The sequence below is a fragment of the Paenibacillus sp. FSL R5-0378 genome (assembly GCF_038009285.1).
Taxonomy (GTDB): Bacteria; Bacillota; Bacilli; order Paenibacillales; family Paenibacillaceae; genus Paenibacillus_AQ; species Paenibacillus_AQ favisporus.
Genome location: NZ_JBBPAY010000001.1, coordinates 6,978,160 through 7,001,004 on the forward strand (window position 1 = coordinate 6,978,160; position 22,845 = coordinate 7,001,004).

23 protein-coding genes are annotated in these 22,845 nt (G+C 48.8%); 7 read left to right on the forward strand and 16 right to left on the reverse strand.

Annotated features, from left to right (window positions below; all coding sequences use genetic code 11):
• Positions 1 to 25: 25 nt before the first annotated feature.
• Positions 26 to 640: a TetR/AcrR family transcriptional regulator gene (locus tag MKY74_RS32205; protein ID WP_076173867.1), complete on the reverse strand. Its 615-nt coding sequence runs from the start codon at positions 638 to 640 to the stop codon at positions 26 to 28.
• 136 nt (positions 641 to 776) lie between these two features.
• On the opposite strand from MKY74_RS32205, the gene MKY74_RS32210 reads away from it, so the two are divergent.
• Both MKY74_RS32210 and MKY74_RS32215 read left to right on the forward strand, forming a co-directional pair.
• On the forward strand, positions 777 to 1,973 hold the full coding sequence (locus tag MKY74_RS32210; protein WP_144025497.1) for an MFS transporter: 1,197 nt from the start codon (positions 777 to 779) through the stop codon (positions 1,971 to 1,973).
• A gap of 40 nt (positions 1,974 to 2,013) precedes the next feature.
• Positions 2,014 to 2,973: an aldo/keto reductase gene (locus MKY74_RS32215; protein ID WP_076173869.1), complete on the forward strand. Its 960-nt coding sequence runs from the start codon at positions 2,014 to 2,016 to the stop codon at positions 2,971 to 2,973.
• 109 nt (positions 2,974 to 3,082) lie between these two features.
• Here MKY74_RS32215 and MKY74_RS32220 read toward each other — a convergent pair whose 3' ends face one another.
• Complete coding sequence (locus MKY74_RS32220) at positions 3,083 to 3,739, reverse strand: SDR family NAD(P)-dependent oxidoreductase (protein ID WP_076173870.1); 657 nt, start codon at positions 3,737 to 3,739, stop codon at positions 3,083 to 3,085.
• Positions 3,740 to 3,963: 224 nt separating this feature from the next.
• On the opposite strand from MKY74_RS32220, the gene MKY74_RS32225 reads away from it, so the two are divergent.
• Both MKY74_RS32225 and MKY74_RS32230 read left to right on the forward strand, forming a co-directional pair.
• On the forward strand, positions 3,964 to 4,824 hold the full coding sequence (locus MKY74_RS32225; protein WP_244169386.1) for a helix-turn-helix transcriptional regulator: 861 nt from the start codon (positions 3,964 to 3,966) through the stop codon (positions 4,822 to 4,824).
• Positions 4,825 to 4,972: 148 nt separating this feature from the next.
• On the forward strand, positions 4,973 to 5,845 hold the full coding sequence (locus MKY74_RS32230; RefSeq protein WP_076173871.1) for an SDR family oxidoreductase: 873 nt from the start codon (positions 4,973 to 4,975) through the stop codon (positions 5,843 to 5,845).
• A 52-nt stretch (positions 5,846 to 5,897) separates the two neighbouring features.
• Here the strand turns inward: MKY74_RS32230 and MKY74_RS32235 are convergent, their stop codons facing one another.
• The 10 genes from MKY74_RS32235 to MKY74_RS32280 form a co-directional block, all read right to left on the reverse strand.
• Complete coding sequence (locus MKY74_RS32235; protein ID WP_076173872.1) at positions 5,898 to 6,302, reverse strand: pentapeptide repeat-containing protein; 405 nt, start codon at positions 6,300 to 6,302, stop codon at positions 5,898 to 5,900.
• 93 nt (positions 6,303 to 6,395) lie between these two features.
• Positions 6,396 to 7,331 carry a sigma-70 family RNA polymerase sigma factor gene (locus MKY74_RS32240; RefSeq protein WP_076173873.1) on the reverse strand — a complete coding sequence of 312 codons (936 nt, stop codon included), beginning with the start codon at positions 7,329 to 7,331 and terminating at the stop codon, positions 6,396 to 6,398.
• Between the two features lie 80 nt (positions 7,332 to 7,411).
• Entirely contained in the window at positions 7,412 to 8,080 is a 669-nt protein-coding gene (locus MKY74_RS32245; protein WP_076173874.1) for an FMN-dependent NADH-azoreductase, read from the reverse strand.
• Positions 8,081 to 8,231: 151 nt separating this feature from the next.
• Positions 8,232 to 9,371: a toxic anion resistance protein gene (locus MKY74_RS32250; protein ID WP_076173875.1), complete on the reverse strand. Its 1,140-nt coding sequence runs from the start codon at positions 9,369 to 9,371 to the stop codon at positions 8,232 to 8,234.
• Between the two features lie 28 nt (positions 9,372 to 9,399).
• Positions 9,400 to 11,085: a vWA domain-containing protein gene (locus MKY74_RS32255; RefSeq protein WP_076173876.1), complete on the reverse strand. Its 1,686-nt coding sequence runs from the start codon at positions 11,083 to 11,085 to the stop codon at positions 9,400 to 9,402.
• A 10-nt stretch (positions 11,086 to 11,095) separates the two neighbouring features.
• Complete coding sequence (locus MKY74_RS32260; protein ID WP_076174015.1) at positions 11,096 to 11,824, reverse strand: hypothetical protein; 729 nt, start codon at positions 11,822 to 11,824, stop codon at positions 11,096 to 11,098.
• 497 nt (positions 11,825 to 12,321) lie between these two features.
• The gene (locus tag MKY74_RS32265) at positions 12,322 to 13,470 is read right to left on the reverse strand and encodes an MFS transporter (protein ID WP_076173877.1); all 1,149 of its coding nucleotides are present in this window, start codon (positions 13,468 to 13,470) and stop codon (positions 12,322 to 12,324) included.
• Positions 13,471 to 13,591: 121 nt separating this feature from the next.
• Positions 13,592 to 14,653 carry an LLM class flavin-dependent oxidoreductase gene (locus MKY74_RS32270; protein ID WP_076173878.1) on the reverse strand — a complete coding sequence of 354 codons (1,062 nt, stop codon included), beginning with the start codon at positions 14,651 to 14,653 and terminating at the stop codon, positions 13,592 to 13,594.
• Between the two features lie 93 nt (positions 14,654 to 14,746).
• Entirely contained in the window at positions 14,747 to 15,025 is a 279-nt protein-coding gene (locus MKY74_RS32275) for an ArsR/SmtB family transcription factor (protein WP_076173879.1), read from the reverse strand.
• 192 nt (positions 15,026 to 15,217) lie between these two features.
• A complete protein-coding gene (locus MKY74_RS32280) occupies positions 15,218 to 15,721 on the reverse strand; it encodes a GNAT family N-acetyltransferase (protein WP_076173880.1) in 504 nt (167 codons plus the stop codon).
• 318 nt (positions 15,722 to 16,039) lie between these two features.
• Here MKY74_RS32280 and MKY74_RS32285 point away from each other — a divergent pair, with 318 nt between their 5' ends.
• Both MKY74_RS32285 and MKY74_RS32290 read left to right on the forward strand, forming a co-directional pair.
• Positions 16,040 to 17,092, forward strand: coding sequence for an ArsR/SmtB family transcription factor (locus MKY74_RS32285; protein WP_076173881.1), 1,053 nt, complete (start codon positions 16,040 to 16,042; stop codon positions 17,090 to 17,092).
• Between the two features lie 152 nt (positions 17,093 to 17,244).
• Positions 17,245 to 18,942 carry an ABC transporter ATP-binding protein gene (locus tag MKY74_RS32290; protein WP_076173882.1) on the forward strand — a complete coding sequence of 566 codons (1,698 nt, stop codon included), beginning with the start codon at positions 17,245 to 17,247 and terminating at the stop codon, positions 18,940 to 18,942.
• 295 nt (positions 18,943 to 19,237) lie between these two features.
• Here the strand turns inward: MKY74_RS32290 and MKY74_RS32295 are convergent, their stop codons facing one another.
• The 4 genes from MKY74_RS32295 to MKY74_RS32310 all read right to left on the reverse strand — a co-directional run bounded on the left by MKY74_RS32295 (position 19,238) and on the right by MKY74_RS32310 (position 21,785).
• Positions 19,238 to 19,639, reverse strand: coding sequence for a YvaD family protein (locus MKY74_RS32295; RefSeq protein ID WP_076173883.1), 402 nt, complete (start codon positions 19,637 to 19,639; stop codon positions 19,238 to 19,240).
• A 1-nt stretch (position 19,640) separates the two neighbouring features.
• Positions 19,641 to 19,964 (reverse strand): DMT family transporter, encoded by a 324-nt coding sequence (locus MKY74_RS32300; protein ID WP_076173884.1) that lies wholly within the window; start codon positions 19,962 to 19,964, stop codon positions 19,641 to 19,643.
• 7 nt (positions 19,965 to 19,971) lie between these two features.
• On the reverse strand, positions 19,972 to 20,532 hold the full coding sequence (locus MKY74_RS32305; RefSeq protein ID WP_076173885.1) for a TetR/AcrR family transcriptional regulator: 561 nt from the start codon (positions 20,530 to 20,532) through the stop codon (positions 19,972 to 19,974).
• 476 nt (positions 20,533 to 21,008) lie between these two features.
• Positions 21,009 to 21,785: an SDR family NAD(P)-dependent oxidoreductase gene (locus MKY74_RS32310; RefSeq protein ID WP_076173886.1), complete on the reverse strand. Its 777-nt coding sequence runs from the start codon at positions 21,783 to 21,785 to the stop codon at positions 21,009 to 21,011.
• Between the two features lie 292 nt (positions 21,786 to 22,077).
• Here MKY74_RS32310 and MKY74_RS32315 point away from each other — a divergent pair, with 292 nt between their 5' ends.
• Entirely contained in the window at positions 22,078 to 22,650 is a 573-nt protein-coding gene (locus tag MKY74_RS32315; protein ID WP_076173887.1) for a TetR/AcrR family transcriptional regulator, read from the forward strand.
• The last annotated feature ends 195 nt before the right edge of the window (positions 22,651 to 22,845 follow it).

Below are 22,845 nucleotides of genomic sequence, written 5' to 3' on the forward strand. Positions count from 1 at the left end.
TTCATCAGACGATTTGTATTCCTTGTCATCCGTTTTTTCGAGACAGGGCATCCCAGATGCTCATCAACTGAGTGATAGCTGCATCAATTTGTTCGAACGGGATACCGTCTCGCGCCTGCGTCGATATGCCAAGGAGAAAGGTGTTGAACAAAGACACCAGCATGGGAACATCGACCGTGTCGGGCAGCTCACCATTCGCAACTGCCCGTTCAATGCAGTCCTTAATCCCGTCCCGGTTTTTTTCCCGCTCCTTGGCCAGCATTTCTTGGATATGCTGGTTCTCGGGCGAACAGCTTATACCGGATAACACCACCAAACAGCCCAGTGGATGAGAGCCTTCGGTCTGCATTCGCGCCGAGCGGCGCAGCCCTTGTTCGATGGCGGCTTTCGGTGCCAAACGTTGATCATGAAAACTCTCCATCACCCGGCCGTAAGTTGCTTTATACCGTTCCACCGTCTCGCGAAACAGCGCCTCTTTCGATTCAAACGCCGCATAAAAGCTAGCAGCGGATATATGCCCCATCGCCGCGCGCAATTGGGCCAGCGAAGTGGATTCAAAGCCGTGCTCCCAGAACAGAAACATCGCGGCAAGTACGGCCTCGTCCCGATTAAACGCACGAGGGCGTCCTGTTCGTGGCATACGATTACCCCCTTCATGAATTTTATACTAATCGATCCAGAAGTTCTTGACAAGTCAGCCGGGCTGAACTTAGTATATGGAATGATCGATCCAGAAATTAGGTTACCATTCGAAGGAGGTCACTCACTTGTCCCATATGTCATCTTCCACGAAAGTGGTCCAGCCGGTATCCGTCCCAGCCAGGCTTCCCTGGCTGGCGCTGCTGGCACTTGCCATGACCGGTTTTATCTGTATTCTCACGGAAACCATTCCGGCCGGGCTGCTGCCGCACATCGTGGAAGGGCTGAATATTTCCAAAGGAATGGCGGGTCAGCTCGTCACCCTGTATGCCATCGGCTCGCTTGTGGCAGCCATTCCGTTTGCCATGTTTACCGCCGGGATGAGGCGGCGTCCGCTGCTGCTCGCCATTATTGCCGGATTTTTGGTATTCAACACCATTACGGCTATTTCGAGCAGTTATACCCTGACGCTTGCAGCCCGTTTTTTTGCCGGTGTGGCCGCCGGCGCGGCGTGGGGCATGATCGCCGGGTACGCGCGGCGAATGGTACCGGATGCTTTAAAAGGCCGCGCCTTGGCAGTCGCCATGGTAGGAACGCCGATTGCTCTTACCTTCGGCGTACCGGCTGGAACCTTGCTCGGCGACCTGATCGGCTGGCGGGCCGTATTTGGGCTTATGTCCCTTATGACCCTTGTTCTCATGGTTTGGGTGCTGTGGAAGGTGCCGGATTATCCCGGGCAGCCCGCAGACGAGCGCATGACGATGGGTCAAGTGTTTGTATTGCCCGGCATCCGCCCCATTCTTATGGTGGTACTCACCTGGATGTTGGCCCATAATATCCTATATACGTATATTGCGCCGTTTCTCGAGCGTTCCGGGCTGGGCAGCCGCGTTGATCTGGTCCTTCTGGTCTTTGGTCTCGCGGCGATTGTGTCGATCTGGATTGTCGGTTTGCTCATCGACCGCAAGCTGCGCCTGTTGACGCTGCTCAGTCTGCTTGGATTTGCCCTGGTTTCGGCCGCATTATGGGTGGGCGGCACATCGGTACCCGTCGTCTATGCCGCCGTCGCATTGTGGGGACTTACTTTCGGCGGAGCAGCTACGCTGCTGCAAACCGCTCAAGCGAATGCAAGCGGCGAAGAAGGCGTGGACATCGTGATGCCCATCAATACGACCGTATGGAATCTGGCCATCGCTGGCGGGGGCATCGTCGGCGGAGCCTTGCTGGAGCTCATCGGCGTCCAATCGTTTCCGGCCGTGCTGCTGATTCTGCTGCTGATCGCTTGGATCATCGCATGGAGCGCGAAGCGGCATGGCTTTCCCGGAAAAAGATAATCGTCTTTGTCCTATCCCACTGTTAAAGGAGAAATAAACGATGAAAACTTTTCAATTAAAAAACATAACGATCCCAGCTATAGCCCTCGGTACCTGGTCCTGGGGGAACGGCGCCAACGGAGGAGATGCGGTTTTCGGGAATAACCTGACTGCCAAGGATCTGAAGCCCGTATTTGATGCGGCGATGGATGCCGGATTAAATCTTTGGGACACGGCCGCAGTTTACGGCATGGGCGCTTCGGAGACGATTCTGGGCCAGTTCATACGCGGGAGAAATGACGTCCTGATCTCAACAAAATTCACGCCCCGCGGCGAGCAGACGGATGAGGCTGTTGAAGAATTTCTCGCCGGGAGCTTGCAGCGGCTTGAAAGGGATCATGCTGACGTGTATTGGATCCACAATCCGAAAGACGTCCAGCGGTGGACCTCTAAGCTGATCCCGTTGATGAAGAGCGGAAAAGTTAAATACGCCGGGGTCTCCAATCATAATTTGGAGGAAATCAAGCTCGCCGCGGACATTTTGGCTCAAGAGGGGCTTCAGCTCTCAGCCGTTCAAAACCATTACAGTCTGCTCTACCGTTCCTCGGAAGAAGCCGGCATTATTGAATACTGCAATGCCAATGATTTGATCTTCTTCTCCTATATGGTGCTGGAGCAAGGGGCGCTGACCGGGAAATATGATACAAAACATCCTTTTAAAGCAGGGACCCGCCGAGGAGACGCCTTTGATGAGAAGGTACTTGCCGAGTTGGAAGATCTGATCGAGGTAATGAGAGAAATCAGCCTCCGTCACCATGTTGAACCTGCTGAAATCGCCATTGCCTGGGCGATCGCCAAAGGAACGGTGCCGATTATCGGCGTAACGAAACCGTCCCATATCGCCAGCGCCGTGTCGGCTATGGACGTCCAATTATCGGATGCTGAAATCGAAGAACTGGAACGGTCCGCCAAGTCAACCGGCGTGGAAATTCGGGGTGCATGGGAAAAGAGCATGATATAAGCTTGGTCTATACTTACCACTATTGAGGTAAAATAAAGGACAGCTGCGAGGGCTCTGCAGCTGTCCTTTTTTTATGAAACGATCCTTGCCCATGAATAAGCGCCTATGATTATTCCTTAAATAAATATTCCTTCCGGTCTCTATTGGTATACAATTCCCAATATACATCGGCGATCCGGTCCGGATCGTAAAAAGTCCCTCGCTGAACATGATCGGCGATTAGAACCTGGCCCACATAAATTCCATGGGGCCCCAGCGTCTCGGCCAGGGAAAGCGCAAGTGAGCGGACCGCGGCTTTGCCAATGGATAAAGAAGCATACAGTGGATTCGGGTTCAATGCAATACCGCCCCCTGTGAAAAAGAGCGTCCCCTGTTTCCGTTCGACCATGTCCGGAATGACTTGCTGCGCGCTGGTCAACGCGCCGACCGTATTTACTTTCAAATCATCGATCAGCTGCTGTTCCGTTAACGATAACGCATCTCCTGGCGCAATGTGCGCCGCATTATATACCAGAACATCGGTGATTCCATATAAGTTTTCAATCTGTGTAAAGGCTGCTTTGATGGAATCCGGATCTGAAGCATCTGCAGTTATTCCATACGATTCGATATGCACTTGACGAAGATCCTCCAAGCTGCGCTGCAGCGAAGTCTCGGTTCTTGACAGAAGAACCACCCGGAAGCCATTGCTCCCGAATTTGCGGGCTATACCCGCGCTTACGCCCGAACCGGCCCCTACAATGACCAATAGAGGTTTATGACTCATCCTTACCACACCTTCTTTCAGATATTGGCTTCATTCGTGATCTTTATTTCTATATTTCTAATAATATAAATATAAAGATTTTTCGTCAAACCCTTTAATTCCATTTTTTTTCAATGCAGTTAAACCGTTCAGAAGCGGAAGATGGAAATCAACAGGTTGAAAGGATTACAATGTTCTAAATGGCTGTTGTCGGCCTACTTGGAAACGCAAGGATGGTGGCGTACATGAAAATGAAAACAACTCGTTCTTCTTCTCCATTGGGCGATTTCATCAAATCGCGCAGGGAACGGCTGCAGCCTTCTGAAGCGGGGATCCAGCCGCTGCCCGGAAGAAGGCGTACCCCAGGGCTTCGGCGGGAAGAGGTCTCTTATCTTGCCAATATGAGCGTGACTTACTACACCTGGCTGGAGCAAGGCAGAGAAGCTAATCCTTCGCCGGAAGTGCTGTTAAATATCAGCCATGCGCTGCAGCTCGACGAAGACGAGCAGAAGCATCTGTTCGATTTGGCCCATGTGGACCCGGCAAGCGCCGGCGCCGTTCCGAACAGCGAGGAGCCGGATTCCGGCGTGCTGCAGCAAATCGTCGATCAACTGTGGTACCCTTCGTTCATCACGGATGCGGGCACGGATGTGATCGCCTGGAACCGCGCCGCAGAACTGATCATCGCCGACTTCGGCCGTATGCCGGAGAATGAAAGATATATGCTGAACATTATATTTTTCAAAGAGGATTACCGTAAACGGCTTGTGAACTGGGAAAATTTCGCCCGCTACTCGGCGGCGGTGCTGCGGGCAAGCTATGACCGAAGCCAAGACAACCCGTTGTATATGGAACGTTTCGAACGCTTGAGACAGGAAAGTGAGGAATTCGAGTACTACTGGAACCTCTACGAAATCAAGCAAAAGCGTGTAACCACCGCTTTGTTCCGCCTTCCGGATGGTCAGGAAATGGAGTTTATGCTCCATTCGGCGGCCGTCATTGACGGCGACCCGGACCTTCACTGGTGTTTCTTCGTACCGGTACCCGGTTCAGGCACGGAGGAGAGGTTAATGTCTATGCTGGAACAAGACCAGCTGCCTCAATAGAGCAGAACCTATCTCGCCTGGATTGCAGGTGGACATTGGCTTATGATCGTAAACTGTTACTCCCATTAATAGTATAAACATGCTGTGGCTAGGGCCCTTCCGCTGCTCGTATGATACAGAGGAATACAGCGATTGGAGGGCATTTAGCATGCAAACATGGTTTATTACAGGAGCGTCAGGAGGCTTGGCTTCGCGCATCACCCGCCGGTTGCTTGAAAGAGGCGACCGTGTAGCCGTAACGGTGCGCAAGCCGGGCGTGCTGGACGATCTGAAAGCACAATATGGTTCCCGATTATGGCAGGCTCATTTGGATCTGACGAACCCGCAGCAAATTGTTGAGGTGATCGAACGGGCATGGGAGGAACTCGGCACGATTGATGTGCTTGTCAATAACGCAGCCTATGGATTATACGGTGCAGTGGAGGAAGCAAGCGACGAGCAGATCGAGCATCTGTTCAAGACCAACGTCCTCGGATCACTGCGTGCAGCCCGTGCCGTCCTGCCTTTTTTCCGCAAACAGGGCAGCGGGCACATCGTGCAGATATCGAGCATGGCGGGGCATTATTCCACGCCGGGAATGGGGCTGTATTGTTCTTCCAAATGGGCGGTCGAGGGCGCCTTTGAAGCGCTGGCCAAGGAAGCCGCGCCGTTCAATATTAAGACGACTATCGTGGAGCCGGGCGGAATCCGTACGAATTTCATTACGAGCAATGCGGTATTCGGAGAACGGATGGACGCATATCGGGACAAGGAGGTTGGCCAGTTCGTCAGCCTGATGAAAGGGGAACTGCCGGGCATCGATATGAACATGTTCAATCAAATGGTTGTCGGCGATCCGGATAAAATGGCGCAGCAGATCATCCGCCGCGTCGATCAGGGAGACGGTCCGATCCGGATGGCACTGGGCAGCGATGCCTATGAGCAAATCCGGGAAGCTCTGCTGGACAGATTGGCCGCGCTTGACGCGCAGAAAGAACTCGCTTATTCCACGGACGCGGATGATGTGGTACGGCAGGCATAACCATGAAAGCCACCCCAGGTTCTGGGATGGCTTTCGTTGTTTTATCTGTATCCTACTCTCTTTGTTCCGCAGGAACATACTTTTGGATTAATTCTTCGATGTTGATCCCATTGATGACCAATCCCGTTATGTCGCAGTTTTGAAGATTGGCGTTCGTAAAATCACAGTCGGTGATCCGCCCGTTCTGGAAGCTGCAGTCTGAAAAACGGACGCCCTCCTTGTTGTGATCTGCATCAGGCTGGCTTGGATCTCCGTAGCCGATGGATTGAAAATGTGCGCCGCCCCATTGAGCACCGTCAATGGCAAGTTCGCTCAAATTCGCATCGGAAATATGCATTCCCGTCAAATTCACATCGTTCATGCTCATCCCGCTGCCATTGCAGCATTGAATTTCTGTTTCACTGAGGTCGCAGCAATTGAAGCTTGAATGGCTTAAATTTTGTTGTTCAAATTTCAAAATGCATACCTCTTTCCCATCTGGAATTTTTAACCATATGGGATATTCTACATGTTGTTTCCGAAACCCTTTTTATATCTGCCAAAAAAGCCGTTACGGGATCACATGCTGCAGTTTATCCGGATTCGTGACCATAAACATACGGACAGGCCGCGAGTCGCTGTCAAACTGGAAGGACAACACCGCAAAGAGCTCGTCGCCACGGTTCAACCGCAGGCCGGGCTGCCCGTTGACGTCGATCAGCAGCTGATTCTCCGGCTTGATATTTCCCGGGGCAATCCCTTGAAGGAAGGCCAGGATACGATGGCTGCCGATGATCGGGAAGATCGCCGAGCGGACCTTGCCGCCGCCATCCGTGTACAATCGGGCATCATCCGCAAGCATGCCGACAAATTCCCTGAAATCGCCGGAATTCGCCGCTGCCATAAAAGCGCGGGATAGTATTTCCGCATGCTTGGCCTGGTCGGAAGTGACGCGAGTGCTTTCTACAGGCACTGCAATCGGCGGCTCGGCGGCCGCTCTCTCCTCCCGCCCCGGAACCGGCGCGGTGCTGACCTTTTGCTTCGCCCGGCTGTACAGCTTTCGGCAGTTCGCATCGCTTTTGTCCAGCAGCTCGGCGATATCCCGGTAATCGTAATCGAGCGTTTCCCGGAGAATGAAGACGGCTCTCTCCACCGGCGACAGCTGTTCCAGAAGGACGAGCAGCGCGTAGGAGACCGATTCGGCTTGGATCGCTGCCGTTTCGGGTGTCTGACCTGCATCAGCCGTCTCAGGTTCCGGCAGCCAAGGGCCGGTATATACTTCGCGTGTTTTGCGGGCCGACTTCAGCACATTGATGCTCCGGTTGGTCACCATTTTAAGTAAATAGGCTTTCATGTTTAAAATATGATCGGTCTGCATCGTTTCCAGCTCAATGAAGATGTCCTGCACAATATCCTCGGCGTCCGTGAGCGACCCCAGCATTCGGTAGGCGATGCTGCTCAGCAGCGGCTTATACTCTACATATAAACTGGATGTATCTGTTGTCATCTATCCATCTCCGTCCCCGCTCTTTTCCGCTTATTGTAACATAGCCTACGTGAATCCGGGGCTGACGCCCTTACGATGAATTACTTGCTCCCTGCCTGATTGGACACTTGCATTCCCTGATGTGCCAAAGAAGCCGCCGCAGATTCGGCTTCTTGAAATGCCTTAGCCAGCACCTCATCCCTCTTCAAGGAATGATTGCCCTGTGCCCGGATGATTTGATAGTCGACGCCCATAAAGTTAAACATCGATTTCAAATAACGATGGGAGTACTCAACTTCCGTGTACCAGTCCTGGTTCGTATAAATCCCATCGCTTGCCTGAATGACGACAACGTTCCGGCCGTCGGTCAGCAGGCCGATCGATCCCTTGTCCGTATAGGCGAAGGTCTCTTTGGCGATCAGGATGTTATCCATATAATCTTTGAGCTTCGAAGGAATATTAAAGTTATGCAGCGGCATGGCGATGACGTACCTCTTGGCGCTCTTGAACTGCCGAAGGATTTCCGACATCCGGGAAGTGAGCCGCTGCTCTTCTTCCGTTAAGCGCTCATTTTTTTGCATTTTTTCCTGTGCGCTGAAAAATAATCGATCAATGCAGGGCACATCTTCCGAATACAGATCAATTTGTTCGATAGGCCCCTCCGGATTTAGATTTCGATAAGCTTCTAAAAAATGCCGGAGCACGGTCAAGCTTACGGATGAAGCGTCCTCCACTTTCGGATGCGCATTAATGACAAGCAGCTTTTCCATAAATTCTATCTCTCCCTCCTGGTTTCAACACTATTGAAGACAATCCACAATTTGATTTTGTGACAAGATGGAGAAATTATTCAAAAAAAAGCAGCCGGTCACAAAACCGGCTGTCTTCGCACTTCCAATATAGAGGTTTCATGATAACCGGTCACAGCCCCAGCGCTTTCCCTTTTTCCAGACGCTGAATGTGCTTCTCCCCCTCATCGGACAAGGCACGGAACTGATTGATCGTATCCCGCATTTTCGGAAGTGCCGCCTGTTTGTAAGAGCTGATCGCTTCAAAGGCGGAGATTGCATCGGAGAAAGCCTGCTTGAGCGTATCGACGGAGACGCTGGTTTCGATGGCCTGCTTCTGGATCGCTACGCCTTGGTCCTTTAACATCCGGGAGGTGCCGGCAATGATATTGTTCGTCGTTTGATTCAGCAGCTCGATCTTCTTGAGCACAATGCCTTGATTGTACAGCGCACTGGCCACGGTCACCGCGATTTTCAGCGCCGAGATCGTGACGGTTTTGGCCCGGTCCACGCCCCGGATCAGCTCGCGGTTGTTGCGGATGACCACTTCATAGGCCATGATGCCCTGCTGGTTAACCACCAGCATCTGCTGAAGATCCATCACGCGCTGCCGCATCGGAAAAAGGACTTCCTCTGTAATAAAACGGACTTTTTCCGGATCTTCTCCCCTTTGCTTTGCCGCTTCAATCTGCGCCTCGATCGATTCGTCCATCATCGTCCCCAGCTGAATTTCTTTCTTCAGCGTCTTCGTCAGCTCCCGGATCGTTTGCTGCTCCAGCTCCAGCGTCGTGTTGTCGTTTTTGAGCGTCGTTTTCCCTTTGTCGAGGGATACGACAATGTCAGCAATGACGTCGTCTGCCTTCTCAAACTTCAAAAAGTATGCCCGCAGCGGGTTGAACAGCTTGCCGAGGAATCCCTTTTTAGCAAAGTCGATCAGACTGGGGTCCAGATCCTTCAGCTGCGTATGCAGTTCCGTCAGCCCTTTGGCAACGGCTCCCCCTTCGTCCCCGCCTTTGGAAAGATTGCCGACAGACACCTGCAGCAGGTTGTTCTTCTCGGAAGAAAGCTTCATCGTATCCAGCCCGAAGCTGTCGATCGATTGCAAAATCTCCTTGCGTTTGTCCAGCGACTCCACATCCAGCTCCATAATGGAAGCCACATTCGCATCGGCGATTTCTTTCAGCTTCGCTACCTCTTCCGGTACCGGCTTAACTTCCTCCTCGATCACAGCCTGGATCTGCTCCGCACTTGAGACACTCATCGTAAACGCCATATCTCATCCTCCCCCTTTGACTTCACCCTTACATTTGAACGTTGAACAGATTTCCGATCTTGTACACGACGTCATCGGTATCCGCATTGATACTGGCGGCTTCGTTAATGCTGGAAATGCTTTGCAACGCCTTGATGTTGGCGTTATAGCCAATGGTATAAATCGGAACCTTATAGTTCTCAATCAGTCCTTTGATGTCGCTGAGCGAATTGCCTTTGTTCGTTTCACCGTCGCTTAGTACGAAAATAACGGGTTTCATGTTCGGATCGGCCGCCAGCTGGTCCTGCAGCATCTTGAGCGCAACCACGATGCCGTCAAACGTCGCTGTCTGGCCGCTGGCCTGAAGGCTGTTCACTGCGCCCACGAACATCGACTGCTGATTGACGTCGTATTTTCCGATCGGGAGCTGGATGGTCACGTCGTCGGAATAAGAAACCATGCCGATGCTGTTGTCTTTGCCCAAATATTTTTGACCCTTAATGAGCGATTCCTTCAGGCGGTTCAGCGGTTCACCATCCATGCTGCCTGACGTATCCGCCACAAATACGGCTACGATCGGCTTGCTTCCGTTCTTCTTCTCTTTCCATACCTTCTGGGCGGATGTCAGCAGCTTCCCGTCAATCGGGGCCATCTCGGATTTGTAATCCTCCAGCCCGTTGAAGCCTTTGTCTTTCGCTGCTTTAGCGTACTTATCCTGGGTTACGAATTCTGCGAACTTTTTCAAAATAGCCAGCTTCTCCGGCTTCGTATCGCCAAGCGCGTAGAGCGGACTGTCGTGACGCACGCCAAATGGAGTGAAGACATAGCCGCTTTTCAGGTCTGGTGCATTGACGAATGTCTGGTACTCCAGAATGAACCCGTCGAGAGAGCCCGATGTAGCCGCATCCCGCATTTGGATCGTCGTCGAGGCAATGAACGGTACGTTGGCTTGGAATTTCTCAAACCCTTGAACCGCTTTATCGCTTAAAATATTGGAGCTGTCGAACGTATTCAGCGAGGTCACCAGGAAATTCAGGCCGGTCGAACTGGCAAAAGGATCCGTATAACCCATGACAAGCTCGTTGCTTGCGATCGCATCCGTTACCGTTTTGACATTGATGGAACCGTATTTTTCGACAAGTGCATCGTATTTCGACTTCTTGATGACGATCCCTGGAACGTTGCCTACGAGGCGCTTAGACACCAATTGGGTTTTGACACCGCTGGACTTGACCATCTCTCCCCATAATTCGTTGGAAGGCGTGAAGGCATCCGGTACGTATTTACCTGACATGATATAGTCCGCTGCCGTACCGGAAGCGATGTTGCGGACCTTAACCGATACGGGAGTTCCGTTTACAGCCACATTCGCTTTATTGAACTCCGTCGCCGCCTCCGTGAGCCAGCCGTCCACGCCGGTTCCCGACTTCTCGGTCGATGAGAAAATCTCGACATAATGATCATTCGTGTTCGGCACCGTAATCGGAAATTTGCTGATATCCGGAAGGGATGAGGCCACATCCACCGGGTCCAGGTCAATTTGTCCTTTTACAGGCGTTGCCGTTGCGGGTGAAATCTTCGAATACAATTTATCCAGCCGTTTGGCTGCATCTTCCGCGGTCACCTGGTCTTTCGATTTCCCGAGATTCGAGGTTACCGTAATTCCCCCGTACACGAGCGCAAATACAAAAATCAACACGATCACTGAAGTCAGAATAAACCTGCCCTTCTTCACTTGAACACCTCTAATTCTTATAATATTTGGTTTGATTAATTAACAGATCGATTTCCTGCATGCAGGGCATCTTCTCGATGTCGCCGGCTTCGAAGCTGTCCAGGCGGGATATTTCCAGCAGGAGCTTATCCAGCTTGAGCAGAATCTCTTCATTGGTCGCCAGGGAGTTCTTGGTGAATGTTAAATACTCGTTGTAGATCTGCTTTCTTTCTTGGAGCAATTCTGGAGGTAGATGGGAGGCTTTAGATCCACTAAGACTTTTAAACTCGGATTCGTCGAATGCGCCCAGCCGGTTCAGGATGCTTTTGAGGTTGAGGTAAAATACGTTTTCTACCGCCTGGACCGTCGACATGAATTTTTTGTAGCTAAGCTCGCTCGGATCGAAACGCTGTGTCAACACGCCGACCAATTTGTACTTCTTGCGTGCGATGCGGTCGAGCTGATTTAAAGCAAGGGATATATCCGCTTCTAACGCTTTTACTTTCTTGTAGTACTGCAAGGCATTTACGTAGTCATCATGCGTCTGGATCTGTTTGACCGGCACGGCAGCCGGAGTCTTGGCGTTAACACTGTAAACCGAATAAATGAGGACCAGAACACTCGCCAGAAGGAAGGTAATCCCGAATGCCGTCGAAAAGGCGCTGCCGCCGAGGTTAAGACCGATAAACCCCGGGGAGAACAGAACGATGTTCACGACGATGACCCCCAGAGTGATACCCAGCAGTTTTATGTATTTCATTCCCAATTAGGTTCGCACCTCCTTCATCACTAATCTCATCCTTTACCATATTCTACATGATGATGTTTTGGGATGTCATTTTTTGTAACGATTTATTTTTAATACGGTTCGATCTCCGTTTTGGCTTCATTTATATAGATTGAACTAAAGTTTGCATTGAGCTTCCTTTTACGGCGGCTCACTAGAGGCCTATAACACGTTCATTTCTTTAGTTCATTCTATGTTAACGGGCTACTTATTTTCCTTATGCTCGGGAAGGTGGCAGTATGAACGAATGGAAGTCCCCTTAACCGCAAAAAGACAGCCGCTCAACAAGCCGGCTGCCTTCATTTTGGACGGAGCTATTGCACTTACGCTAGATGATGAATCACTCAAGTGGATAATGGGGGCAAGTACGTAAAATGTTCCTGCGACCGCTCTTGTTTTCGGATTTCTTAATGTATAGAGCCTTCTTAAGGGAGAAATCCGAAAGTCAAAGCCAGTGCTTCCAGCTCTTCTCATGCAGCCTGGCGGCGCATTGTCAAAGAATACACGGCCGGGATCAGCCCAAGGGCGACCCCTATTCCACCCAGCCAGCCGGCTGCTGTCAGAGAGATGCTGTCCACAATAATGCCTCCGATGACAGCCCCAACAGCCATCCCCAACTGCACGATGGAGTTGTTCAAGCTTAAGATGATCCCCGAAGCCTGGGGAGCCATACCGATTAAGTACACTTGCTGAACCGGACCCGTCGACCATGCAAAGAAGGACCACAGCATCAGCAATGGGAGCACAAGCATGGAGTAATGGGCAAACGCTGCCAGCAAAAATAAAATACCCGAGTGAAAGATCAGACCGCCTACCATCGTGCGGGGGATCCCCCATTTGTCTGCACCGTAGCCGCCGACTTGGGAGCCCAGGAGACTTGCCAGCCCAAATGCAAACAGCCCGATGCTTACCATCCGTTCGCTCATCCCCGTAATGGTCAGAAGAAACGGTGTGATATAGGTATACAGAATCGTATATCCCATTATCCAGAAAAAGCTGATGGACAACGCAGCGGAAATCCGGGGCGTTTTGAACAAGGCGAGCTGTTCCCGAATGGGAACGGGAGCCTCTCCCTCTGATTTGGGAATCGCCAGCAGAAGAACCAACATGGCGAGCAGGCTGAGCACGCCGATTCCCGTGAAAATAACCTTCCAGTCATACGAGCCCGCAATGACCCGTCCCAGAGGAACCCCCAGAATGAGCGCGAGATTAAAGCCTAAGAGAACGGTGGCGATCGAACCGCCCTGCTTTCCAGGATGGGCGATTTTGGCCGCAACGGTTAGGGCGACAACCATGAATACCCCGGTACTGATGGCCAAAATGATTCTTGCCCCCATCAGCATGCCGTAACCGGTAGATGTGATGGTGATCAGGTTACCTATGAAAAACAAGCCCAAAGCCGACAGCATCAGCTTTTTCCGATCTATCTTTGCTGTGAGCGCAATCAGTATCGGGGTACCAATCGCATAGGCAAGCGAGTAGACAGTAATCAACTGGCCGGCCGCTGCTACCGACACGCCAACGTCCTTTGCAAGCATATCCAGTATGCCGGCAATCACAAACTCAGAGGTTCCGACTAAAAAGCTCGCAATCGCCAATATATAAATTTTCCATCTCATATCGTATCTCTCCTCTTCCCATTAATTTTACAGTTCTAAATCTGTAGAAATCATGACTTAAAAAAATATTGCCCCCATCCTTAGGCATCTAACGCCCCGATCGGGTCACTGCGCTCCATCATTACCGCTTGATGCTTGACGGCCCTAGCTCTTGACGGACTATCGGTGCTACCTTGGTGCCGAGCAGCTCAATCGTTCGCAGCAATTCGCGATGAGGGAGCGTGCTGAAATCTACGTACATGAGAAATCGGGTCAGGCCCAGATTCTTGTGCAGCAGTAAGATTTTCTCCGCCACATATTCAGGGTCCCCGACATAAAGAGCGCCATGAAGGCTGCAGGATGCATCGTATGAATCACGTGTATAAGGAGACCAACCGCGTTCCCGTCCGATCCGGTTCATTTGGGCCGCCATCACAGGGTAATACCGCTCTGACGCCTCTTGTGTCGTATCGGATATAAAGCCATGCGAGTGGGTAGCAATCTGCAGCTGATTTGGATCATGCCCGGCTTTCACAGCCGCTTCCTTGTAGAGCTCCACCAAGGATGCGAATCGCTGCGGAAGTCCGCCAAGGATTGAGAAGACGATCGGAAGTCCCAGCAAGCCGGCCCGTATGGCCGATTCCGGGCTGCCGCCCGTGCCGATCCAGACCGGTAGAGGCTGCTGCACAGCACGAGGATAGATGCCCATATTGTCAATCGCAGGACGATGTCCGCCGCGCCATGTCACCCGCTCTGAAGCGCGGATCTTGAGCAGCAGTTCCAGCTTATCTTCGAACAATTCCTCGTAATCCTTCAGGTCATAGCCGAACAGCGGGAACGATTCGATGAACGAGCCTCGTCCGGCCATGATCTCAGCCCTCCCGTTCGACAGTCCGTCAAGCGTCGCAAAGCTCTGGTATACCCGCACCGGATCATCCGAAGACAACACCGTCACCGCGCTCGAGAGCCGGATGTTCTTTGTTGTCGCCGCAGCAGCAGCCAATATGACGGCTGGCGACGAGCTTGTATAGTCGATACGGTGATGTTCACCGATGGCAAAGACGTCAAGGCCGACTTGATCGGCCAATTGGATCTCTTCGATGGCTTGACGCAGCCGCTCGGCATGTGAGACACCCCCTTTTTCGGGATCTGCATGAAGAAACGTACTGATTCCAATCTCCAACGTATTAGCTTTGTCGCTCATAAGAGTGCACTCCTTCTTCATAGGGTATAGAGGATGACTTGTACAACCACCAATTCCTCAGTTCTAGAACTATCGAAATGCTGGTTAAAAAAATTACGCCATTAAATAAGGCGCAAATTTTTCCGCCACATCCCGATTGACGTTATAGTGAATATACGATCCGCTTTTCCGTGAATCAATCAGACCGGAATCCGTCAGCTGCTTCAGATGATGCGACAGCGTCGAACCCGCAACGGATTCAAGCTTCTCACCGATGGCCGTGAAGCATAGATCGCTTTCCTTCGAGAGCAGCAAGGCGATCTTCAGCCGGGTTGGTTCCCCCAGAGCTTTATATACCTTAACGGCCTGCAGATCTGTTTGATGATCACCCATGATGATGCTCACCTCCTCCATCTATTCCGCAGTTCTATAACTATCGAAATCCAGTTTAGCATGATGCCGTTGGAAAGTAAAGGGCTTCACCTAGGAGCTGCAAATGGCCTGCTAGATCAATGAAAAGCAGCCGGTCCTTAGGCCGGCCGCTGCTTGGTTTTAGGTTTGGTTTTGCGTTTGACGTGTCTGTCCTCAGACACAAGTAATAGAAGCCTGTGAGTTGAGCCGCAATACCGTGATTTGCTCGTCTCCGATCACTTCACCACTGTCACGGAAGCCGAGGCTTTCATACAGCTTTTTGGCGGGCGCATTATCGGCCTTGTAAGAAATCCAGCAGTATTGTGCTGGACCTGCCGGAAAAGTGCGGATAAACTCCAGCACCTTTTTCATGGCTTCCCGGCCATAGCCTTTATTTTGGTGCCGCTGATCCATCATCAGCCGCAAAATACAATAGCCGTCATCTGCGATGGATGGGGTATCGTAACCGGTAATTTTATACGTGATCATCACAAAGCCGACGGGCTGCTCATCCGCGTAAATCGCAAACGGAAAAGGATGCCCTCCATTGGTCGCAAGAACATAACACGAAGCTACGCTGGACAAATTGGACGCAACGAAGCGGCGCTGATCTTCCGAAACCTCTAGTTTAAATATTTCGCGTCTGTTTTCGAGCGTGATTTTTCTGAGTGTAATCATGCAGGATTTCTCCCTTCCTTATCTTCGGCAAGATCACCGATTCGTTTTTGCGCCGCGGTCGCTTTAATAACATACAATCTATGCAAAAAAAGTAATAGACTTATATTGAATTTTTTAATAGACTATTCTGTATCCATGGCATTTTTAGGAATATGTCTATATGGCATTTCGTGAACCGGCGCGTCGTTGTGCCGGTTTTTTATTTTAACCTCAGGTACGTCAGTTGTTCGTGAGAAGATTGCTGAGCTTGAATACCGAATTCCATGCACATATAATGTATTAGATAATGACCGAACCTTTAAAACAAATGGAGGTACCATGAATCTTAGTATTCAATCCGAACTGGACCCGGTTTTTGAAACGTTAGGTCTGCTGTATTACAGCAGACATGCCGATAAGGTCAAGGATATAGGCATTGCTGAACTCAATAAATTCGGTGTGGATGGGGAAACGTTTTACAATAAGCATTTGAAACCGTTCGACAAATACATTCGAGCCTTCTTAAAGCATAGGGAATGGAATGAACAAGCCGAGTTTTTCTTTGGAGATGATACAGACCAATTTTTCCATATGCTCGTTGCTGTCGTATGTGAGAATCCAAAATGGATGACTGATCCTGAATCGATCCGTGAAAAAGAAGCTCGGCTCGAGATCCTGAAGGTGATTACCAATGATGAAGGCGTACATGCCGCTTTGCCTGAGCCTCTTCGGCTTGAGGGCATACATACACTGGATGAGATCATTTCTTTCCTGAACAACACTCCTTTCGATGAAAAAATGAAGTGGAAACTCATGACCCTACTGAATTATCCCGTGGAGCGGATTCAGACGTTGACCGCTCTTGTGAATCGTAACTTAGCGGCATTTAAGCACGCGCGGTTAGAGATTCAAAAGCCCTTGGACAAGCTGATTCATAAGTATAGTCAGTCTGTGCAAATACAAGAGGGAGGCGTCTTTTTTAAATTTGTCGATGTGTTTGAATACCAAAAGGCCGTCGTGTACCCAACCTTGATCATGCCACTGAGTGAGATCATGTACAGTGAACGGTGCTACTACGGACTATTGGTCGATGCCCTGCCGATACAGAAGTCAACGAATGACGGTTCCCAGGACTTGCTACTTCTCAGGCTGAAGGCGATCGGGGACAACAGTAAACTACAAGTACTGGCTTCCCTAAAAGTAAGTCCAAAATACAATTTGGAAATTGCCGAGCAACTGGGGCTGACGGCAGCTACCATGTCCCATCATATGAATGTACTGCTCGCCTGCGGATTGGTCTCAATCGAGAAAAAGAACGGAAAAGTGTACTATCGCCTTGACCAAGGCGAAATCCGGAATTTCCTTGATGATTTAGAAGAGTTTCTACTGTAAGCCTTGCGCCATCCTCTTAGGACTTCCCCTCTTAGCAGAGGGTATTTTTTGTTTTGAAATTAGATTTAGTTCTAATTTATTTGACGTATATTTTATATATGTGATATTCTCAAATCACAAATTAGAAATACGTCTAACTTTGGAGGGGAGTTATGAGAAAAGCTTTATTGAAAAATAAGGGGCTGATCGCGCTTACCGTATGCTTTAGCCTCATAGTCTCGTCAGGAAGCGTGCTTGTCGCTATTTTACTGCAAAGAATTATTGATGCAGCTGTAAAGGGCGACATGGGTCTTTTTCAACAAACCTTGATTGTCTCTATCATTTATGTACCATTGCTAGGCCTTTTTGGTTATCTGTATTCCATCTGCAGCAAGGCATTGATTCGAGGTTGGACGGTAACGCTGCGAGACCAGGTATTTCGCGGGATTCTAAGAAGAAACTTTGAACAATTCTCGAAAACAAATACGGCTGACTATTTGTCGGCCCTGTCCAACGATATCAAGCTAATCGAGGAAAACTATGTCCAACCTCTTCTGCTCACGCTGCAGAACGTTATCATTTTTGTCGCTTCCCTCCTCATCATGCTTTTTCTCAGTCCGCTGGTTACCGGCATTCTGGTCGGGTGCATGATCTTGATGTTCACGGTTCCCTCCCTTTTCGGCAAAGCCCTGCAAAAGAGACAAGAAGCCGTTTCCACACAAATGTCCGTATTCACTTCAAGGCTTAAAGATATGCTTTCGGGCTATGAGGTCATTAAGTCTTATTCCATGAGCAAACATGCGGAAAAGAAATTTGCGCAGGAAAACGAAATCGCCGCAAATACCAAATTCACCGCTGATCGTACGCTCGCCATGAATGAGGGAGTGTCCGGGATTCTAGGAAGCTTAACCCAATTCGCCGTCGTCTTCATCGCAGCCTACTTGATCCTTACAGGGAAACTGTCGGCGGGAAGCCTTGTTGCCCTTGTTCAACTTAGTAACGGGTTTGTTGGCCCGGTGCTCGTGATTATGCAGAATGTGCCTAGAATTCAGGGTGTCAAGCCGGTAGTGAAGCGAATCGACGCTCTGGCCGAATATGACGATCATTATTATAAAGGGGAGATCGAACCCGTATTTCACGCCAACTTGCAGGCTTCCCAGTTGAGCTTTGCCTATAAGGAGGGGAGGACGGTGCTATCAGATATTGATCTGACCCTATTTAAAGGCAAAAAATATGCGCTTGTCGGACCAAGCGGCTGCGGCAAATCCACCCTGGTCAAGCTGCTGTCGGGCAGCTATGCAGGCTACGATGGGTCGATCACATATGACGGGATAGAACTTAAACAGCTGGATAGAGACCTGCTTCAGCAAATGGTATCAACTATCCATCAGCAGGTGTACATGTTCGATACGGACATCCGGGAGAATATTTGCTTATATGAGAATTATTCAGAGGAAGAGATCCAGACCGCTATTCAAATGAGCGGAATTGACCAATGGATTTCGCAACTGCCGAACGGGCTATCGTCCGCTGTTGGAGAAAATGGCTCTAACTTTTCCGGTGGCCAGCGCCAAAGAATCGCTGTTGCCCGGGCGTTGATCCGCAACATGCCCATTCTTATTCTCGATGAGGGGACCTCAGCTGTGGATATGCAAACTGCCTATGAAATAGAAAACAGACTTCTGGCTCTTTCCGATCTGACCCTAATCACGATTACGCACAACTTGAATCCGGATTTACTGGGCTCATATGATCAGGTCATTTACATGAATGAAGGCCGCATTGCCGGAGTGGGCAGTCTCGAGGAGCTGCTTGAACAGAATGAGGGGTTCCGCCGGTTCTTCACCCTGGAAAAGCCGGTTGCGGTATAGTCCAACTTGGCAAGGCATGCCCCAAAGCTAACGATAATAAAAAATTAAAACCATTCATTATCCCCAGAATTAGGATATCCCGTGCTAATATGGATTTTAACTAAATTCATGCTTATCATCGGAGGTCGTTATTAAGGTGTGCGGAGACAAGTGGTATATATCAATGGCAAATACATGGATTTTATTTTGTATGGTTTAACCAAAGATGAGTTTATTCAGAAGCAAAACGAGAAACTCAGCATATAAACGGAGAAGGGGCTGCCCAGCGCAGCTCCTTCTTTATGCCTCATTTACTTCATGCACTCGTGTGGGCAGGAGCTTTAAGAAGCTTTGGAATAAAAAATAAAGGATAAATCAGTAAATACAGATTGGGTATCCACCACATCAGGTCGTAGTCCGCTTTAATGATCCAGAACGCTATCGCCTGCAAACCCGAACAGAAGGTTAGGGTAAGAGAGATCAAAGCCATTTGGCTCCATCTGAGGTCATGACGTTTATGTAAATATAGACTGTATATTCCTGTTATCGAAATGAAACTATCTAACGGAAAAAAGGACCAATTCCAGATGACTAATAACTCGTTGCTATAATTCTGGTATAGGTAAGCTTGGGGAATAAGCGCAAAGATCGTAACGATCCAATACACCATAAATCCGATATCTGTAAACAAGAACAGCACTCTCAATTTCTTACTCAAATCACGCTCTCCCCCCGCCAAGATTTAGACCGATGACGCCGGCAATGATAAGGATGATCGATATGGTCTTCAATAGAGTCAATGGTTCAGAAAAAATGAGTATGCCGATAACAACAACAAGAGCTGTTCCTAGACCAGACCAAATCGCATACGCAATGCTCACCTCGATTCCTTTTAATGCAAAATTCAAAAAAGTTAAACTGGAAGCGTAAAAAACAAAGAGCAGCAAAGAAGGAGTAAGCCTGCTGAAACCTTCCGACAATTTCATCGTTGTCGTTCCGGCTACTTCCGCAAGGATAGCCAACGTTAATAATATCCAGTGCATACCATTCCTAACCTTCTTTCTGTACAATGCCGGACAATAGAATGTCCACCATATCTTCTAAGCTTTCCTGCAGACCTTTGTTACTCTTACGTGCTGAGGGGTCTTCTATTAGCCGATAGAAACCGCCAACATACAGGTCGATAAATAATTCAGTATTAAAAGAGCGAAGAGTCCCTTCGCTGATGCCTTCATTAAACAAGCTAAGGATGCTGTCCCATTGTTGGTTCAGAAATTGATCCAGCAGCTTCCACTGCAATGGATAGAAACGTTGGAGGTCCGTTATAAGGTTCATATCTACAAACTGAAAATCTGCAGGAACAAGAACTAAACACTTTTTCAATTTAGTAAGTGTACTCAGTTTATCGTCTTCAAGAATCGCCTTCTCCTTTTCTTTCAATTCATTCATCGTATCATCGAGAATGGCAGTAATGAGTTCCTCTTTTGAAGAGAATATTCCATAGAGTGTTTTCGTACTCATCCCTGAAAGCTTCGCAAGTTCCGCCATGGTGAAACGGAGACCTCTTCGCTTGATTTCGTGTCTTACCACTTCCATAATTCGATCATTCATTCATTTCACTCCTGTTGCGGAAAATAATAAAAATATAATATTTTCCTGGTTTTATTCAATATAATACGTCCCCTTCCTTTCGTCAACTTACAATGCCCCCTGATTCACCCAAGAAGGAAAGTATAGAGCCCAGCTGCCCCAGTTGTCTGATCCAATGATCCGAACGCTCGCTAATCTGCTGCCTTGGTCGCCATTGCTCCCACTCGCTTATCGCATATTTAAAAATGAACAGATAATTTGAAATAGCCCTCATCTTAGAAACAAGATGAGAGCTATTTGACGATTAAGAATATTTGACCAGTAATACAAACTTCACTTTCGTTTCTTCTGACAAGTTCATTAGCAAATCAAATAACTCCTAGTTGCGTCTGCTATATTCGATCTCTTGAATGTTGTCGTCAATTACTAGATGAGTAGTTGTGTTGATTTGGCGGGAGATATGGGATTGAATGGGACGACTTCAATGCCCATCACCCTCACCGTACAGTCAAACCACCATCGATATTGAGAATGGTTCCAGTGACCCACTTTGCTTCGTCAGAGGCCAGATAGACAGCGGCATTCGCCACATCTTCTTCATTTCCAATGTGCCCCAGCGGGTACGCGCTTGTAACGTAGTTCTGATATTCGAGAAGCTCTTCTTGATTCTTTGTATCAAGCCACTTCCGGAAGGTCGATGTGTCAATAGAACCAGGAGCGATAGCGTTAGTGCGGATCTGGAGTTCACCCAACTCGTTAGCGAGCGCTTTGGTGAGCGTATTGATCGCGCCACGTGTCATCGAGTAGGCTGATGATGGCCGTCCCGCAATCATTTTTTGAGACCAATAGGTTGAAATATTGAGAATATTCCCTCTCGTTGCGGTCAGTGCTGGCAGCAAGTGTTGAATGAGAAGAAATGGTACTTTGATATTGAGGTTCACCATTTCATCTAAGAGGTCCAAGGAAAGGTCAGGAAGAGGTTTGAAATGGGCCACTCCAACATTGTTGACTAACACATCTATTTGGCCGTGTGTTCGCTCAAGCAGTGTTGCTGTCACATGTGGAATGCTTGAAAGATCTTTAAGATCGGCAGAGACTGTCTCAACTGAGACACCTTTTGTCTGTAAAAGCTGCTTTGCATGGAACAGTTTTTCTTGATTTCGAGCGACTAAGACAAGGTTTGCGCCATTTTCGGCAAATGCCGAAGCAATGGCAAAACCGATCCCATCGCTTCCTCCTGTAATCACTGCTGTTTTTCTCTCTAATCGCTTCACTGTAACCCTCCTAAACATATAACATGACTGCCCACGGGTTGTACCCTCGGCTGAAGTGCCTCCATAGGCCGTTCAATGGGCTAGCTCAACAAGTTTCTCCGCATAAATGCCCGTGTTTGAACCCTCACAGTTAAAACTACTTTCATCTTTAAAATACACTTGTGCGTGTTATTTGCCTTGTGTATATTTACACTATAATAAAGGTTCGATTGATTCTATAACCACAATACGCAAATTGCGTATTAATACACATATTGTTATCATTGTGTACAAAATAATGGGGGACTGCTCTATGGATAAAATAGATAGAAGAATATTAAAGTCTCGACAGGCTATTCAATCGACCTTTTTGCAAATGTTAGTTAAGGAAGGGTTTGACGAGATTACAGTTAGAAACATGACGGAGAAAGCCAACATTAGTCGAAAAACGTTCTACCTACATTATATGGATAAGTATGATCTATTAGATAAGATTGTGGATGACCATATAGCACAATTGCGAGAAATATGTGATCAAAAAAAAGACATAGGACTTATAGAAGATTCTGTTTCATGGTTTTCTTATTTTGAGCAGCATAAATCATTTTTTGCCGCATTGTTTAAAAGCAGAGATGCTTCATCATTTCGCAAAAAGCTATCGTCTTTTACGATGGGGGAAATCAATAAAAAGATTAATGAGGATTCGTATCCCATTACCGATAAGCATATTTTTTTGAAGTTTCTAGGAACGGCAATAATAGGAGTATTGGAATCCTATATACTTGATGAAGTAGATAGCGATATCGAAATTGTAGCTATGCAAGTTAAGCAGCTATTATATAAACTGAACATTCAAATAACTTTTCCTAAAACCGGATACGCCTAAAAGGTAATGTTGGAGAAGCCCCTGGCTGGCAAGAATGTTCCGCCCCATCGTCAATTCAAATTTGTGGCTACATACCCGTTCTGAATTCTTGTCCTGACGGACTGCACACTTAGCCTGCAACGAGTCCAGGTTATCACTAAGGAAAATCAGCCAACGAAAATCAACGTCCCCCCCCATAACCATTCTGAAATCATC